The sequence below is a fragment of the Paracoccus sp. pheM1 genome, assembly GCF_018499825.1.
Lineage (GTDB): Bacteria > Pseudomonadota > Alphaproteobacteria > Rhodobacterales > Rhodobacteraceae > Paracoccus > Paracoccus versutus.
This window is the reverse complement of the sequence record NZ_JAGXCX010000001.1, coordinates 2317553-2333595: the sequence shown is the minus strand read 5'-3', so window position 1 is coordinate 2333595 and position 16043 is coordinate 2317553. Positions and strand designations below refer to the sequence as shown.

At 70.7% G+C, this 16043-nt stretch carries 9 protein-coding genes; 2 read left to right on the top strand and 7 right to left on the bottom strand.

Annotated elements, in window-relative coordinates; translation table 11 throughout:
- The first annotated feature begins 1 nt into the window (after position 1).
- A complete protein-coding gene (locus KF941_RS11830) occupies positions 2 to 2689 on the top strand; it encodes a DNA translocase FtsK (protein ID WP_214273415.1) in 2688 nt (895 codons plus the stop codon).
- A 60-nt stretch (positions 2690 to 2749) separates the two neighbouring features.
- Here KF941_RS11830 and KF941_RS11825 read toward each other — a convergent pair whose 3' ends face one another.
- From KF941_RS11825 to KF941_RS11795, 7 genes are all read right to left on the bottom strand, one after another.
- Positions 2750 to 3628 carry an alpha/beta hydrolase-fold protein gene (locus KF941_RS11825; RefSeq protein ID WP_214273414.1) on the bottom strand — a complete coding sequence of 293 codons (879 nt, stop codon included), beginning with the start codon at positions 3626 to 3628 and terminating at the stop codon, positions 2750 to 2752.
- Positions 3629 to 3733: 105 nt separating this feature from the next.
- On the bottom strand, positions 3734 to 4816 hold the full coding sequence (locus KF941_RS11820; protein WP_214273413.1) for an HlyD family secretion protein: 1083 nt from the start codon (positions 4814 to 4816) through the stop codon (positions 3734 to 3736).
- Positions 4813 to 6486: an MFS transporter gene (locus KF941_RS11815; RefSeq protein WP_214273412.1), complete on the bottom strand. Its 1674-nt coding sequence runs from the start codon at positions 6484 to 6486 to the stop codon at positions 4813 to 4815. The genes KF941_RS11820 and KF941_RS11815 overlap by 4 nt, the downstream gene beginning before the upstream one ends.
- Positions 6483 to 6914 (bottom strand): MarR family transcriptional regulator, encoded by a 432-nt coding sequence (locus tag KF941_RS11810; protein WP_036751520.1) that lies wholly within the window; start codon positions 6912 to 6914, stop codon positions 6483 to 6485. The genes KF941_RS11815 and KF941_RS11810 overlap by 4 nt, the downstream gene beginning before the upstream one ends.
- A 113-nt stretch (positions 6915 to 7027) precedes the next feature.
- Complete coding sequence (locus KF941_RS11805; RefSeq protein ID WP_214273411.1) at positions 7028 to 11533, bottom strand: translocation/assembly module TamB domain-containing protein; 4506 nt, start codon at positions 11531 to 11533, stop codon at positions 7028 to 7030.
- On the bottom strand, positions 11533 to 13434 hold the full coding sequence (locus KF941_RS11800; RefSeq protein WP_036751640.1) for an autotransporter assembly complex family protein: 1902 nt from the start codon (positions 13432 to 13434) through the stop codon (positions 11533 to 11535). The genes KF941_RS11805 and KF941_RS11800 overlap by 1 nt, the downstream gene beginning before the upstream one ends.
- 91 nt (positions 13435 to 13525) lie before the next feature.
- Positions 13526 to 14449, bottom strand: a complete 924-nt coding sequence (locus tag KF941_RS11795; protein ID WP_214273410.1) for a glucokinase — start codon at positions 14447 to 14449, stop codon at positions 13526 to 13528.
- Positions 14450 to 14636: 187 nt separating this feature from the next.
- On the opposite strand from KF941_RS11795, the gene ahcY reads away from it, so the two are divergent.
- On the top strand, positions 14637 to 16028 hold the full coding sequence (gene ahcY, locus KF941_RS11790; RefSeq protein ID WP_036751514.1) for an adenosylhomocysteinase: 1392 nt from the start codon (positions 14637 to 14639) through the stop codon (positions 16026 to 16028).
- Positions 16029 to 16043 lie beyond the last annotated feature (15 nt).

Sequence of the window (16043 nt, the reverse complement as noted above, 5' to 3'; positions counted from 1 at the left end):
CATGGCGAGCTGGCAGGCGAAACACCGCGATCCGCTGTTTGACCAAAGCACGCAGGCGGCGCTGGAGCGGCGCGGCAAGGAACTGCTGGGCGCGGGGCTGGTCATCCTGGGCGTGCTGATCGCGATGATGCTGGTCAGCTATTCCCCCGACGATCCCAGCTTCATGTCGGCGACCGACCAGCCGGCGCAGAACTACCTGGGCCGCTTCGGCGCCTATGTCGCCTCGGCGCTGTTCATGATCACCGGCTACGGCACCTGGATCCTGGTGGTCGGCGCCGTGGTCTGGGGCCTGCGGCTGATGCTGCACCGGGGCGAGGAACGGCTGATGCGCGGCATCTTCCTGCCCATCGCCATGGTGCTGGTCTCGATCTATGCCACCTCGATGGCACCGCCGCCGGACTGGACGCAAAGCTTCGGCCTGGGCGGGCATCTGGGCGACATGCTGATGGGCGGCATGCTGTCGGCCATGCCGATGAAGGCTTCGGTCGCGATCAAGCTGCTGGCGCTGCTGACCGCCGTCGGCACCGTCGCCTTCCTGGCCTTCGTGCTGGGCTTCGACCGCAAGGAGCTGACGACCATCGGCACCTTCCTGCGCGAGGGGCTGGCCACCGCCCGCGTCCTGGCGCTGCAGGCGATGGATCGCGGGGCGCGTCTGTCCTCGGGCGCGGCGCGCGGGCTCAAGACCCGCGCCGATGCCCGGCGCGAGCGCGCGGGCCAGGCCGGTTCCGCCGCCCTGCCGCAAGCGCCCCGCGGCGGCCTGCCGGGCCTGCGTCCCGCGCCGGCCCCCCTGGCCGATGATCGCGACTTCGCGCCCGAGCCCGAGCTGATCGACCCCGAGACGCATTATGCCGAGGATGACGAGCCGCCCTCGAACGCCGCGGTCAGCGCCCGCATCACCGATGCGATCCGCAGCCGTTCCGAAGGCGCCCGTTCGGAAGGCAAGGGGCTGCTGTCGGCGGTGACGGCGCGGCTGACCGGCGCCCGCGCCGCGCCCGCCCGGCACGAGCCGCCGCTGCGCGCCGGCGAGGACGAGGACGACGAGGATTTCGCCGAACCCGTCACCGTTGCGCCCTTCGGCGCCGAGACGCCGCGCGTGGTGGTGCCGCCCAAGAAGCCCGCCCCCTCGCGCCAGGCGCAATCCGAGGCGCAGCCGGCGCTGCGCTTCGACGATGCCGCCAGCCATTACGAGCATCCGCCGCTGTCGCTTCTGACCGCGCCGACCACCGTCGAGCGCCACCAGCTGTCGCAAGAGGCGCTGATGGAGAACGCCCGCATGCTGGAGGCGGTGCTGGACGATTACGGCGTCAAGGGCCAGATCACCGAGGTCCGCCCCGGCCCCGTGGTCACGCTTTACGAGCTGGAGCCCGCGCCGGGGCTGAAGGCCAGCCGGGTGATCGGGCTGGCCGACGACATCGCGCGGTCGATGTCGGCGCTGTCGGCGCGGGTCTCGACCGTGCCCGGCCGCTCGGTCATCGGCATCGAGCTGCCCAATGCCCGGCGCGAAAAGGTGGTGCTGCGCGAGATCCTGGCCTCCAAGGCCTATGGCGACGGCACCCAGCCGCTGCCCTTGGCGCTGGGCAAGGACATCGGCGGCGGGCCGGTGGTGGCCAACCTGGCCAAGATGCCGCACCTGCTGATCGCCGGGACCACCGGCTCGGGCAAGTCGGTGGCGATCAACACCATGATCCTGTCGCTGCTCTACAAGCTCACGCCCGAGGAATGCCGGCTCATCATGATCGACCCCAAGATGCTGGAGCTGTCGGTCTATGACGGCATCCCGCACCTGCTGTCCCCGGTCGTCACCGACCCCAAGAAGGCGGTGGTGGCGCTGAAATGGGTCGTGGGCGAGATGGAGGAACGCTATCGCCGCATGTCCAAGATGGGCGTGCGCAACATCGAGGGCTATAACGGCCGCGTCCGCGAGGCGCTGGACAAGGGCGAGATGTTCAAGCGCACCGTCCAGACCGGCTTCGACGAGGATACCGGCGAGCCGGTCTTCGAGACCGAGGAATTCCAGCCCGAGACCTTCCCCTATATCGTCGTCATCGTCGACGAGATGGCCGACCTGATGATGGTGGCCGGGAAAGAGATCGAGGCCTGCATCCAGCGCCTGGCGCAGATGGCGCGGGCATCCGGCATCCACCTGATCATGGCGACGCAGCGCCCCTCGGTCGATGTCATCACCGGCACGATCAAGGCGAACTTCCCGACCCGGATCAGCTTCCAGGTCACGTCCAAGATCGACAGCCGCACCATCCTGGGCGAGCAGGGCGCCGAGCAATTGCTGGGCCAGGGCGACATGCTCTACATGGCCGGCGGCTCGCGCATCACCCGCGTCCACGGGCCTTTCGTTTCCGACGAGGAGGTCGAGGAGGTGGTGAACCACCTGAAATCCTTTGGCCCGCCCAGCTACATGTCCGGCGTGGTCGAGGGCCCGGACGAGGAGCGCGCCGACAGCATCGACCAGGTGCTGGGCCTGTCCTCGGGCGAGGGCGGCGATGCCGAGCTTTACGACATGGCCGTCGCCATCGTGGCCAAGGACCGCAAATGCTCGACCTCCTACATCCAGCGCAAGCTGGCCATCGGCTACAACAAGGCCGCGCGGCTGGTCGAGCAGATGGAGGAACAGGGCGTCGTCACCCCGGCGAACCATGTCGGCAAGCGCGAGGTTCTGGTGCCCGAGGTATAGTCGGGCCGCGCATCGGGATCGGGGCCGGGCCGTCGCGCCCGGCCTTTTTCATGCGCCGGCCTAGCCCGCCAGCCGGCCCAGGTGCAGCGCCAGCGCGTCGCGCGCGGCGGGGCGGATGACCGAGCCGTGGTTTTCATCGGGATGCGGGCGGTGGACCAGGTCGAGCCCTGGAAGGTCCGACAGCGGGGCCAGGATCGGCGGCACCCCGGTCCCGGAATTGGCGACCAGCAGCGGTACTGCCGGGTCCAGCCGCCCGCCCGCCGCCAGGATGCCGCCGCGAAAGGCGCGGGCCTCGCGCAGCGGCTCGCCGGCGTTCCACCAGGTCGAGGGGTCGGCGGCGGCATAGCGGGCAAACAGGCGCGGCCGGGTGAACAGCGCGTTCAGCACGAAGAGCCCGCCCAGCGAATGGCCGAACAGCGTCAGGTTGCCCGTATCCAGCGGCAGGCGCCGGCCGAGTTCGGGCAGAAGCTGCGCCGCGATCATCTCCAGCAGGGCGTCCTGCCCGCCGGTCGGGCGGTCGCCGGGACCGCGCTGCCCCTGCCTCGCCGGGACCGCCTGCTTGCCGGGCGAGGTCAGGTCGAACCAGCGGCGGGTGGGGTCGAAGCGGGTCTCGACCGGATAGCCGATGCCGACCAGCGCCACCGGCGCCTCGGGCGCCAGTTCCTCGCGCAGATGCCACAGGATCGGGAAGGTCGCATTGCCGTCCAGCGCCAGGATGGCGGAATAGCCGCCCGGCGGCGCCGCGACCGAGGGCAGGCCCAGGAAGATGCGCCAGGGCGACTCGGCCGGGCCAAGGTCGAAATGGCTGGCGCGCGGATCGGCGATCTTCTCGGCCGGTTCCAGGCCGCGCTGCCGGCGTTCCTGCGCCCGCGCCATGCTGCCGGCCATTGCGACCAGCGATGCCGCAAGGATGCTGCGCCGGGTAAGGGGGATCTGCATCGTCGCCTCCGGTCGTCGGGGGGCTGGCGGGAAGCGGCTTGCCCTTGCCCGCACGGCCTAGCCGCCGCAGGCCGGACGTGCAAGCCCGGCGGCGCAGGCCCTGGATCAGCCCTCGTGCCCCATGATCGGCCGGGCCTGGGCCGCGCGGTCGGCGCCCGCGCCTTCGTCCACCGTCACCACCACCGACAGGCCCGGCTCCAGGTATTCCGCCATCTCTTGCCCAGGGTCGATGGCGATGCGCACCGGCAGGCGCTGCGCGACCTTGGTGAAGTTGCCGGTGGCGTTCGAGGCGGACAGCAGGCTGAACTCGGAGGCGGTGGCGGGCGAGAACGCCTCGACCCGGCCGGTGAAGGCGCGGTGGCGCATGGCGTCCACGGTGAACGTGGCGCGGTCGCCGATGCGGATGCCGTGCAGCTCGGTCTCGCGGAAATTGGCGATGACCCAGACCTCGGGGCCGACATGGCTGACCAGCGCCGTGCCCGCCGTGACATATTGGCCCAGCCGCACCCCGACCTGGCCCAGCCGCCCGTCCGAGGGCGCGCGGATCACCGTATTGTCCAGGTCGATCCGCGCCAGCTCCACCGCCGCGCGGGCCGAGGCGATCTCGGCGCGCTTGGCGGCCAGCCCGACCTCGGCGCCGGCGACGTTCTCGCGCGCCACCGCGATGGCGCTTTCGGCCTGGGTGACGGCCGCCTCGGCCTGGCGCAGCGACAGTTCGGACTGGTCGGCCGAGCTTTGCGCCGTCACGCCGCGCGATTGCAGGGCCTGCGCGCGGTCCCAGGTCGAGGCCGCCGTGTCCCGCGCGGCCTGCGCCGCGGAAAGCGCCGCCTGGGCCGATTGCAGGCTGGCCTGGGCGGAATGGACGCTTTGTTCCTGGATCTTCAGCGCCGCCTCGGCGCCTTCCAGCATGGCCTGGGCCTGGGCCAGCCTTTGGCGGTATTGCCGGTCGTCGATGCGGGCGATGACCTGGCCGCGGGCCACGGGCTGGAAGTCCTGCACCTCGACCGCCGCGACATAGCCCGACAGCTGCGGCGCGACGGTGGTCAGCTGACCGCGGATATAGGCGTTCTCGGTCTGCGGATGCGCCGGGCGAAACGGCGGCAGGTGCCAGGCGTAAAGCACGATCAGCAGGCCGGCCAGGCCGGCGGCAAGCGCGATCAGGGTCGGGATCAGGTGGTTTCTGGTCATGTCTCGGGCTCGGGCTCGGGATGGGGCTGGGCATCGGCGGCAGGCGGCTTGCCCCGCGCCACCAGCCAGTCGCGGAACAGGTGCAGCAGCAGCGCGCAAAGCGCCGCCGCCGCCAGCAGGAAGGTCAGGAAATAGGCGTCGTTATAGGCCATGACATAGGCCTGGGCGCTGGCGTCTTGCGCGATCTGCGCCACCGCCTGCGCCTGACGCTGCGCGGCATCGGCGATCTGCGGCGCCAGGGCCATGCTGCGTTGCGCGATCTCGGCCGCGGTCTGCGGGTCGGTGGCGGTCAGCTCTTCGCGCAGCACTTGCAGGTGCAGGGCCTGGCGGTGGTTGATCAGGGTCGAGAACAGGCCCGAGCCCATGGCGCCGCCCAGCGATTGCGTGGACAGAAAGACGATGACGAAGGACAGGATGTAGTTCGGCCCGCGCGCCAGGGCCGAAAGCAGCCCGCGCATCATCGCCGGCGCCAGGAAGAACGAGCCGGCAAAGGCGATCATCGCCTGGCTCAGCATCATCTGCGCCGGCCGGGTGTCCATGGTGGCATGGCTGTCCATGAAGGCGCCGGCGGCGATCAGCACCAGCGCGATGATGTGGAACAGCGGCACCCGCTCGGGCTTCATGAAGGGGATCAGCGCCAGCCCGCCCAGCACCGAGGCCACCGAGATCATCGCGAACAGCGGCACCAGCTGGTCCTGCGTCACGCCCAGCACCTGGAACATGCGCGGCGCGCCCGCGCTTTGCTCGGACAGCACCAGCCGAAAGATCAGCAGCGTCGCCGTCAGGTGCAGCATGGCGGGGCTGGCCAGCCAGCGGATGTCCAGCAGCGGCGCCTTGCGGTGCAGCTCGATCACCACGGCCAGGGTCAGCGCCACGATGGACAGGGCCAGCACCCAGCCCAGCCAGGCCACGTCGGTCCACCAATGGATCGAGCCCATGATGAAGCCGACCGTCAGCCCGCCGAAGCCGGTGGCGATCAGCAGCCAGCTGACCAGGTCCATGGCGGCGATCACCTTGACGCGCGGCGCCGAGGTCAGCGGCAGGGCATAGACCAGCCCCAGCGACACCGCCGCCAGCCCCAGGGCCATGTAATGCAGCCCGTCCCAGCCGTGGTCCCCCATCAGCGCGGGCGAGATCACCCGCGCCAGCATCGGCCCGGTCGCGACCATGGCCAGCACCATGGGCAGGCCCAGCCGCATCTTCCACTGGGGCGGCAACGGCTCCAGCATGTACATGAAGGCCAGCGTGGACAGCGGCGCCGAGGCCATGCCGGCCACGAATTGCACCGCCACCGCCGAGCGCAGGTCCGAGATGGCAAGGGCCGCCAGCGAAACCGCCAGATAGACCAGGATCGCCACCTCGGCAAAGCGGCGCAGGCCGAACTGGGTGCGGATCTTGATCAGCAACAGCGGCATCGAGGCGCGCGGGATCATGAAGGCCGCCATCAGCCAGGTCGCCTGGGTGGTGGTCGCGCCCAGGTCTCCGGCGATCTGCGGGATGTTGGTGCTGACGAAGCCCTGCGCCAGGCCCTGGGTCAGGCCGATGACGACCGAGGCGCCGATATAGCCCAGCGTGGCCGGCCAGGACATCGGCACGAAGGGCGGCGGCGCGCCCGCCGCGGCCGGGGCTGCGGGCGCAGGCGCCGCGGGGGCGGCCTGGGATCGGCTCATGCCTGCCGCAGCCTTTCGGCATTCCGCGCCATTTGCGCCAGCGTCCGGCGCGTCACCGCCAGATCCTCGGGCGCGATGCCCTGGGCCAGCGTGGCATCGACCTCGGCGCGAAAGCCCAGCACCGGCTCGATCCGCGCCGCCTCGGTCAGGTAGACGGCGTATTTGCGGCCGTCCTCGGGGATCGGGCGGCGCTCGGCCAGGCCCTGGTCCTCCAGCGCGTCCAGCAGGCGCTTCAGCGTGGGCGTCTCGATGCCCAGCATCGCGGCAAGCTGGGCCTGGCTTGCGCCCTCGTTGCGGCCGATGGTGGTCAGCAGCCGGGCGCGGGCAAAGGTCAGCCCGTATTGCTCGACGCGCTGTTCAAAGGCGGCGCGCAGGGTCCGGGTCAGTTCGATGAGCGATTCCACAAGCGTGAAGGGACGGTCTGGCATGGGTTTTCCCGCTGCTCCGCAAATTTCATTAGCAAGCTAATGAATCCGTCGCGGTTATGCAAGGGGCGGCCCCGCCCCCCGCGCCGCCATGGTGGCGGGCGGGGCGGAGGGGGTCAGTAATCGCGTTCATAGAACAGGCCGACGGTGCTTTCGCCCTCGCTGTCCACGGACCCGCGCGCGGTCAGGGTCGGGGAGATGTCGAGGTTCAGGTTCAGCTTGGTCTTGCCGTCGCCGCCGAGCTGCACGTCGGTATAGAGGTTTTCGGACAGGTATTTCCCCGCCCGGACCGAGACGTTGCCGTCGTCGTCCGTCGCCAGGTCCAGGTCATCGAGCCCGGTCGAGGCGCGCAGCCGCCCGACGATCCCCTCGCCGCCGCGCCCGGCCAGCGTCGCCACCGCGCTGGCCAGCTGCGCGGCCTGAAGCGCGCTGATATTGTCCAGCCCGCGGCCGAACAGCAGGTGCGACAGCACCTCTTCCTGCGGCATCTCGGGCGAGGATTCAAAGGTGATCTCGGGATCCTGCGCCTCGCCGTCGATGATGATGCGGGCGGTGATGTCGTCCTGCACCGTCTCGGCCACCAGCCGGATCACCGGGATCATGCTGCCCTGCAATTCGATCAGCCCCTCGGTCATGTCGAACCGCTTGCCCAGCAGGTCGACCCGGCCGCGGATCAGCTCCAGCTGGCCGATGGGGATGGGCTGGCGGGCATTGCCGGTCAGGCGCAGCTCGCCGCCCAGTTCCGCATCGACGCCGCGGCCGCGAATGAAGACCTGGGACGGGGCCGAGACCAGCAGGTCGAAGCGCGCCGGGTTGGCCGGCGGCGTCGCCGGCGGCGCGGCCATGCCGGCCTGGCGCGAGGCCTCGCTGGGATATTCCAGCAGCCCGGCCTTGGCGCGGGTCTGGCGCTGCGGCGGGCGTTCCGAACGGTGGATGATGTCCGGGATCGCCTTGGCGCCGCCCAGCCCGGTCGAGGGGATGCGCAGTTCCGTATGGCCCACGTCGATGCGGCCCGAGACCAGCGGCCCCTGTCCCACCGTGCCCGCGACATTGATCGCGCCGTTCACCAGCGTCTCGTAAAGGTTCGGGTCGCGCAGCACCACGTTGGACAGCTGCACGTCCAGGTTCATCTGCCGGTCGCCGACCAGGTTGACCGGGCCGCTGACGGTGATGAGGCCGCCGGCCTCGACCGCGCCGCGCAGGTCGACCGCGATGCGGCCGGCGTTGAAATCGGCATTGGCGTTCAGGCTGCCCACGGCCAGGCCGAAGCGCGGCTCGGCCAGCCGGCCGTTGGTCAGCGCCACCCGGCCGGACAGCGATTCCAGCCCCGGCCGCCCGCTCAGGCGCAAATCGAAGCTCAGCGGCCCCTCGACCGAGCGGGTGCGCAGGAAGGGGTTAGCGGCGGCGGCATTGCTGCTGCCGCTGACCGCGATGTCGGCGGTGGACAGGTCCGTCGCCGCCGAGCCCGTCACCCGCGCCTGGGTATTGCCCGGCCCCGAGGCGGTCAGGTTCACATCATAGGCGCTGCCGGTGTTGCGAATGGTGCCGGCGACCGTCGCCGGGCCGGGAAAGCCCGGCACCACCAGGGCCAGGTCGTTCAGCCGGGCGTCGAGGTTCAGCCCCTCGGTCGGGCTGCCGTCGCCGGTGATGCTGAACTGGCCGTTGCCGGCGCGCAGCCGGCTGACGGTCAGGCTGCCGTCCGGGCGCTGCGCGGCGGCCAGGTCGAAGCTGGTCTCGCCCGCCAGCACCGCATCGGCCTGCGGGTTGCCGACGCCCAGCCCGCGGGCCGAGCCGTTGGCGGTGATCTGACGCCCGCCGCCCTGCTGGTCCACGACATGCCCCGAGGCGCTGACCGCGCCGCGGAAGCCGCGGCCCAGGAAACGCAGGTCGTCGGCGCGCAAGGTCGCGGTCAAGTCGGTGGCGCCCTGGCCCACCCGGCCCTCGGCGCCCAGGTTCAGGCGCGGGTTCTCGACGGTCGCGGTCTCGATGGTGAACACGCCGTCGCGCTCGATCCCGTGCAGGGCCAGCCGGGTCTCGCCCACCAGCGCGCCGTCGACCTGCGCCTGGCCAAAGGACAGGTCGGTGCCGGTGCCGGTCACGTCCAGCCGCCGCGCGCCCGAGCCGTCGTCCTTGAAGCTGCCCTGCGCATTCAGCGCGCCGCGCCAGCCGCGGCCGAAGCTGGCCAGCGAGCGGATCTCGGCCCGGCCCTCCATGTCGGTGCCGCTGGGGGCGATGCGGCCTTGCGCCGTGGCCAGCATCTGCTGGTTGGTCAGCTCGAAATCATGCACGGTGATCTCGTCGCCGCGCTGCTCGGCCGAAAGCCGCAGGTCGGTCACGCCGGTCAGCGCCCCGTCCACGTCCTGCTGGCCCAGGCGCAGGTCGGTGCCGCGCCCGGTCAGCTCGATCCGGCGGGTGCCGTCCTGCTCCGCCGCCGTCGCCTCGGCGGTCAGCCCGCCCGAGAGGCCGCGCCCCAGCACCGCCAGGTCGGGCATGGACAGGTTCAGCCGGGCATCCATCGCCCCTTCGGCGAAGCTGCCCCGGCCTTCGGCATCGATCTGCGGGTTGGTCAGGCGGAGGGTCTGCACCTCGAAGCCGCCCTGCGCCTCGGCGGCCTCGACCAGCAGGTCGGTTTCGCCCTTTAGCGCGCCGTCCAGCTCGGCGATGCCGGTGACAAGATCCTGCGCCTTGCCGGTCAGGGTCACGCGGCGCGCGCCCGCCGCGCCGGTGGCGCGAAGCTCGCTGCGGACCGAGCCCGACATGCCGGGGTCGGCGACCGACAGGTCCGGCATCTCGATGGTCGCGGTCAGGGTGCTGGAATAGCTGTCCAGCCGCCCCTGCGCCTCGGCCGTCAGGTTCCGCGCGTTCACCACCAGCTTGCGCAGGTTGATGCCCGAGGTGTCGCGCCGGGCGCTGAGTTCGATGCGCGACTGGCCCGCCAGCATGCGGTCGGCATGATCCTGGCCGATGCGGATGTCGTTGCCCAGAACCTCTGCCTCGACGTCGAAGCCCTTGCCCAGCAGCGCGTAGCGGCCCTTGATATGGGCATCGGCGGTGCCGCCCAGCTCGCGCCCGGCCAGCGTCGAGAAGCGCGCGACATTGCGGTGCTGCGCGGTGATGTCGCCCGACAGCGTGATCCCGGTCCGCAGGCCGGAGACGGTGGTCTCGCCCTTGAAGCCGAAATCCTCGCCGTTGATGTTCATGCCCCAGAGCCGCAGCGCATTGCCGGGGGTGAAGGCAAAGTTCAGCCCGCCGTTCAGCACCCGGCCCAGGGCCTGCGCCAGGCCCGGATCGGTCGGCGCCAGGTCGTCCATGCCGAAGGCGATCCAGCCGCGCACCTCTTCCAGCGCCTGCTCGGCGGTCAGGGCGACGCGGCCGCGCCCGTCCAGCCGCAGCTCGGACAGGGCGATGTCGTCGCGGACGATGTCGCCCACCACGCCCTTCAGCACCCAGCCCGAGCCCTGCGCCGCGTCATAGTCCAGCCGCAAGCTGCCCGAGCGCACCGTGGTCGGCCGGTCGGCCCAGGGCAGCAGCACCGGCAGCTGCGCAGCCCCCGCATCCTGCCCCAGCAGCAGCGTCAGATGCGCGCTTTCCGGCGCGCCCCGGCTGGTGGTGGCCAGGTTGCCGTCCAGCCGCAGCGCCTCGGTCGCCAGCCGCAGCGAGGGGACGACCAGCCGGCCGTCCTGCCCGCGCCAGCCCTCGGCCAGAAGCTGCGACTGCGTGCCGAAGAAGGCGCGGTGCTGCGGCGGCACCAGCGCGGCCACGTCGCCGCCCAGCTCGGCGCGGAAGGCGGTGCCGGGGGCGCCGTCCCGCTCGGCCGCATCGACCGAGACGGTGCCGGTCACGCGCGGCTGGCCGTCGGTCGCCAGCTGGATATCGGCGGCGAAGTCCGACATGGGCCCCTCGCCGGTGATCTCGGCCCGCACGGCGGGGCGGTCGTGCAGCTTGACCGCATTCGCAAACAGCCCGTTGCGGTCCTCGTCCAGCCGCAGGTCCAGGCGCAGCACGCGGGTTTCGTTGGAAAAGCCCGTATCCAGCACGAATTCGCCGCGCGGCCCGTCCACGCGGTTGATGGTCAGCCTGGTCTCGCCCTCGCCGCCCGACAGGTTCATCGAGCCGTCGATCGAGATCACCGCCTCCTGCCCGATCACCGGCTGGCCCAGTTCCACCCGGTCGACGGCGATGCGGGCGATGTTCACCCCCACCGGCAGCTGCGGCAGGGAAAACTCCCGCGCCTCGGCCTGCGGCGCGCTCTCGCCGGTGCCGGGCAGGCGCGGCAGGATGATGCGCTCGGCCGAAAGCTCGTTGATCTCGACCCGCCGCGCCAGCAGGGCCGAGCGGGTCCATTGCATGGCGCCGTTCTCCAGCGTGATCCAGACGCCGTCGTCGTCGGCGATGGTCATGCGGTCGAAGGTCGCGCGCGAGGACAGGGCGCCGCGGAAGCCCTCGATCACCACCTGCCGACCGGCGCCGGACAGCTTTTCCTCCAGGAAGCGGGTGATGAAGCCGCGGTCGTCCTCGACCTCCTGCGAGATCTCGGCGGCGCTGTCCTGCGCCAGCGCGGCCAGCGGGACGGCCAGCGCAAGGCCGAGGGCGACAACAAGACGATAAGCCAGATCACGCATCAGAACGCCTGCCCCAGACCGATATAGACCTGCACCCCGCCGTCGTCGCCATCGCCGCCGCCGACCGGGGCGGCGATGTCGAAGCGCAGCGGCCCGACCGGGGTGCGATAGCGGATGCCCGCGCCGGCCCCGGCCTGCCAGCCGCTGGCGCCGGACCAGCCGCTGTCCTCCCAGACCCGGCCGGCATCGGCGAACAGCGCCAGCCCGATGCGCTCGCGGACCTGGATGCGGGTCTCGGCGGTCAGGGTGACGATGGACATGCCGCCGGTGCGCACCGTGCCGCCGCTGTCGTCGGGGATCACCTCGACGCCCAGGGATTCATAGGAATGGCCGCGCACCGTGCCGCCGCCGCCGGACCAGAACAGGTAGTCGCGCGGGGTTTCCTGGATCTCGGGGCCGACCACGGTGCCCAGCCGCGCCCGGCCGGCCAGGGTGAAGCGGTCGTCGGTGCCGAAGCTGTAATAGACCCGTCCCTCGGCCAGCACCTGCGCGCCCGAGCCGGTTTCGTCCTGCAGGCCGACGAAGGGGGTGACGCCGCCCGACAGCCAATAGCCGCGCTTGGCGTCGGTCGGCTCGTCGCGCTTGTCCCAGATCACGCTGGTGGGCAGGGCGAACAGGCGGAAGTCGGTGCGGCCGCTGTCGTCGTCCACGCGCAGCGCCCGGTATTGCAGGGCGATGTCGGCCGTCAACTCGTCGCTGGGGATCCAGGTGAAGCCCAGGCCGAAGGTGCCGGACTTGAGGTCGTAATCCTCTTCCTGCAGGCTTTCGACCTTGGCCAGCACATAGCCGGTGGTGTCGGCGGTGATGGTGGCGGGCCGGTCGATGCGCAGCCCCAGGCTGTAGTCGCGCCCGGTATCGCCGCCAATGTCCGAGACGCTGGCGTCGACGCGCAGCCGCTCGCCGCCGCGGAACAGGTTGCGGTTGATCCAGTAGCCGGTCAGCGACAGCCCGTCGGTGTTGGAATATTCGAAGCCCGCACCCAGCCGGCGCAGCTTTTGTTCCGTGACCAGCAGGTCCACGTCCAGCGTGTTGCCGGGGCCGATCCCGTCCGCCTCGGTCAGGGTGATGGCCGAAAACACGCCCGAGCGGCGCAGGCGCTTCCTGACATCCTCGAGCTTCTCGGGGTCGAAGCGCTCGCCCTCGGGGAAGCCGGCGATCTTGCGCAGGCGGCGCGGGTCCATGCGCTGGTGGCCGCGGATGGTCAGCTGGCCAAAGCGCAGCTCGGGGCCGGGCGCCAGGCGGATGCGGCTGTCCACCAGGTTGCTGGCGTGGTCGGCGACGATCTCGGTCTCGGCCACCTCGGCCTTGGCGTGGCCCACGTCGCGCCAGCCCGCCACGCCGGCGGTGGCGGCGTTCTTCATGTCGCCGGTTCGGGCGATCTCGCCGCGGCGATAGTCGCGCGGCAGCTCGGTCCCCGGCGCCACCGGCGCGATCTCGGCACGGCTGTAGCGAAAGCGCGGGCCGGGCTGGACCGAGACCACCACCCGGCGCACCACCTGGGGCGCGTCCAGCGGGGCGATGCCGGCGGCCTCGACCCCGTCCAGGGTGATGTCGATGATGCCCGAATAATAGCCCTGGTCGTAAAGCACCCCCAGGATGCGGGCGTAATCGCCGCGCGCGGCGGCCAGCATGTCCTGCCCCGTCACCCGCCCCTCGTCCTGGGCGCTGACCAGAAGCGAGGTCTGCCGGATCGCCGGCAGCAGGGCGTCGTCGCCGCCAGTCACCTGGAAATCCAGGTCGACGGGGGAATTGCCGTTGCCGTCCCCCCGGCCGAACCAGCCCGAAAACGGCGAGGACGACGGCGAAGACGAGGGCGAGCCCGAGGACTGCGCCCAGACCATGCCCGCGCCGGTTGCAAGCACGATTGCGGCAGCCGTTCCTGCCTTGATCCAGCTTTTCATTGCCTGTTTGCCCTGCTTCTGGCGGTTTTCCCGCAAGCATTGCAGGGCGCGTCAACAAAATCCAGCGCAGCTGCCCCTTTTGGGGCGATTTTCAGCGGATTGCGGCCAGACAGCCATGCAACGCGGCCATGTCGTCGCGGATCACGCCGACCGGAACCGCCTGCGGAATCCGCGCCATCAGCGGGTCGGACAGGAAGGCGCGCTCGAATATTTCGAACCGATCGGTGCAGGAACGCGCGACGCTGCCGGCCAGGAACATCCCGTCCATCGGCATGAAACGAAAGGCAAGTTCGCGGCAGAGCAGTCCGAACAGGCGGGCATAAAGCGCCAGCGTCTTCTCGGCCTCGCCATCGCCTTGGGCCGCGGCGGCGACCACGGCCTCGGCCCGGCCCTGCGGCGCGCTCGTGCGCAGGGCGTGCAGCCGGGCAAGGCCGCGGCCGGCGAACAGTTCCTCGACCGAATCAATCGCCCTTGCGGCCGCACCCAGCGCCTCGGCCAGCGGTTCGGCCACGGAAAGCGGCAGGCGGGTGTGGCCCTCTTCGGCCTCGAGGCAGGCGATGCCGCCGCCCGGCAGCACCTTGACCGCGCAGACGTTGAAGCCGGTGCCGGCATTCACCACCAGCCGCTGCCCGTTCGACAGCGTGCCCTGCGGCGTAGCGCGCAGGAAGCCCGCGGCCTCGCCGTCCAGCGCCGGCGTGGCATAGCCCAGGGCGATCAGGTCATTGATCAGCCGGGCGCGCGGCGCGCCGGACAGCGCGCAGAGCCGCGCCGTGGAAAAGCTCCAGTCGCGATTGGTCAGCCGCGCCTCGTCGCCCCAGACCGGGCCGGCGACGGCGACGCAGACCGCCTCGATCTGCGGGCTGCCCTGCTGGCCCAGGAAGGCCGTCACCACCTCGTCGAAGCTGGCATGGTCGTCGCCGCGAAACCGGGTGATGGTGTCGGCCGCAAGCGCGCCGCCGCGTGCCAGCGCCATCCGCGCATTGGTCCCGCCCACATCCGCCAACAGGATCGCCATGCCTTCCCCCTTCTGCCGCGCAGCCCCTTGTCCGGGCCCTTCTAAGCCATCCCGCGCAGGGCTGCTAGCGCCAACATTCCGGCCGGGCTCGGCTTTGCCGCAAAGCCGCGGCGCGGGGCGCCTTGGGTTTGCAGCCAGGCGCGGGGAATGCTAAGGCCGCGCCAACCGAAAAAGGCGCGAGGGCCCCATGACCGATTACATCATCCGCGACATCGCCCTGGCCGAATACGGCCGCAAGGAACTGGACATCGCCGAGACCGAGATGCCCGGCCTGATGGCCCTGCGCGCCGAATATGGCGAGGCGAAGCCCCTGAAGGGCGCCCGCATCGCCGGCAGCCTGCACATGACCGTCCAGACCGCCGTGCTGATCGAGACGCTGGTGGCGCTGGGGGCCGAGGTGCGCTGGGCGTCGTGCAACATCTTCTCGACCCAGGATCATGCGGCGGCGGCCATCGCCAAGGCCGGCATCCCGGTCTTTGCCGTCAAGGGCGAGACGCTGCCGGAATACTGGTCCTATACCGACCAGATCTTCCAGTTCGCCGAAGGCACGGCGAACATGATCCTGGACGATGGCGGCGACGCGACCATGTATGTGCTGCTGGGCGCGCGGGTCGAGGCGGGCGAGACCGGGCTGATCGACGTGCCGGCCAGCGAAGAGGAAGAGGCGCTGTTCGCCCAGATCCGCAAGCGGCTGGCGGCCTCGCCCGGCTGGTTCACCCGCCAGCGCGACGCGATCCGCGGCGTCAGCGAGGAAACCACAACCGGCGTGCATCGGCTTTACGACCTGCACCGCAAGGGGCTCTTGCCCTTCCCGGCGATCAACGTGAACGACAGCGTCACCAAGTCGAAATTCGACAACAAGTATGGCTGCAAGGAATCGCTGGTCGACGGCATCCGCCGCGCCACCGACGTGATGATGGCCGGCAAGGTCGCCGTGGTCTGCGGCTATGGCGACGTGGGCAAGGGCTCGGCCGCCAGCCTGCGCGGCGCCGGCGCCCGCGTGAAAGTGACCGAGGTCGATCCGATCTGCGCGCTGCAGGCCGCGATGGACGGGTTCGAGGTGGTGCTGCTGGAGGACGTGGTCGCCAGCGCCGACATCTTCATCACCACCACCGGCAACAAGGACGTGATCCGCATCGAGCACATGCGCGAGATGAAGGACATGGCCATCGTCGGCAACATCGGCCATTTCGACAACGAGATCCAGGTCGCCGCGCTGAAAAACCACAAATGGACCAATATCAAGGACCAGGTGGACATGATCGAGATGCCCTCGGGCAATCGCATCATCTTGCTGTCCGAGGGGCGGCTCTTGAACCTGGGCAACGCCACCGGGCATCCCAGCTTCGTCATGTCGGCCAGCTTCACCAACCAGGTGCTGGCGCAGATCGAACTGTGGGCCAAGGAGGGGGAATACCGGCCGGGCGTCTATATCCTGCCCAAGGCGCTGGACGAAAAGGTCGCCCGGCTGCATCTGGACAAGATCGGCGTCAAGCTGACCACCCTGTCGCAAGAGCAGGCCGCCTATATCGGCGTGACCCCCGAGGGTCCGTTCAAGTCCGAACATTACCGCTATTGAACGCGCGGGCGCGGT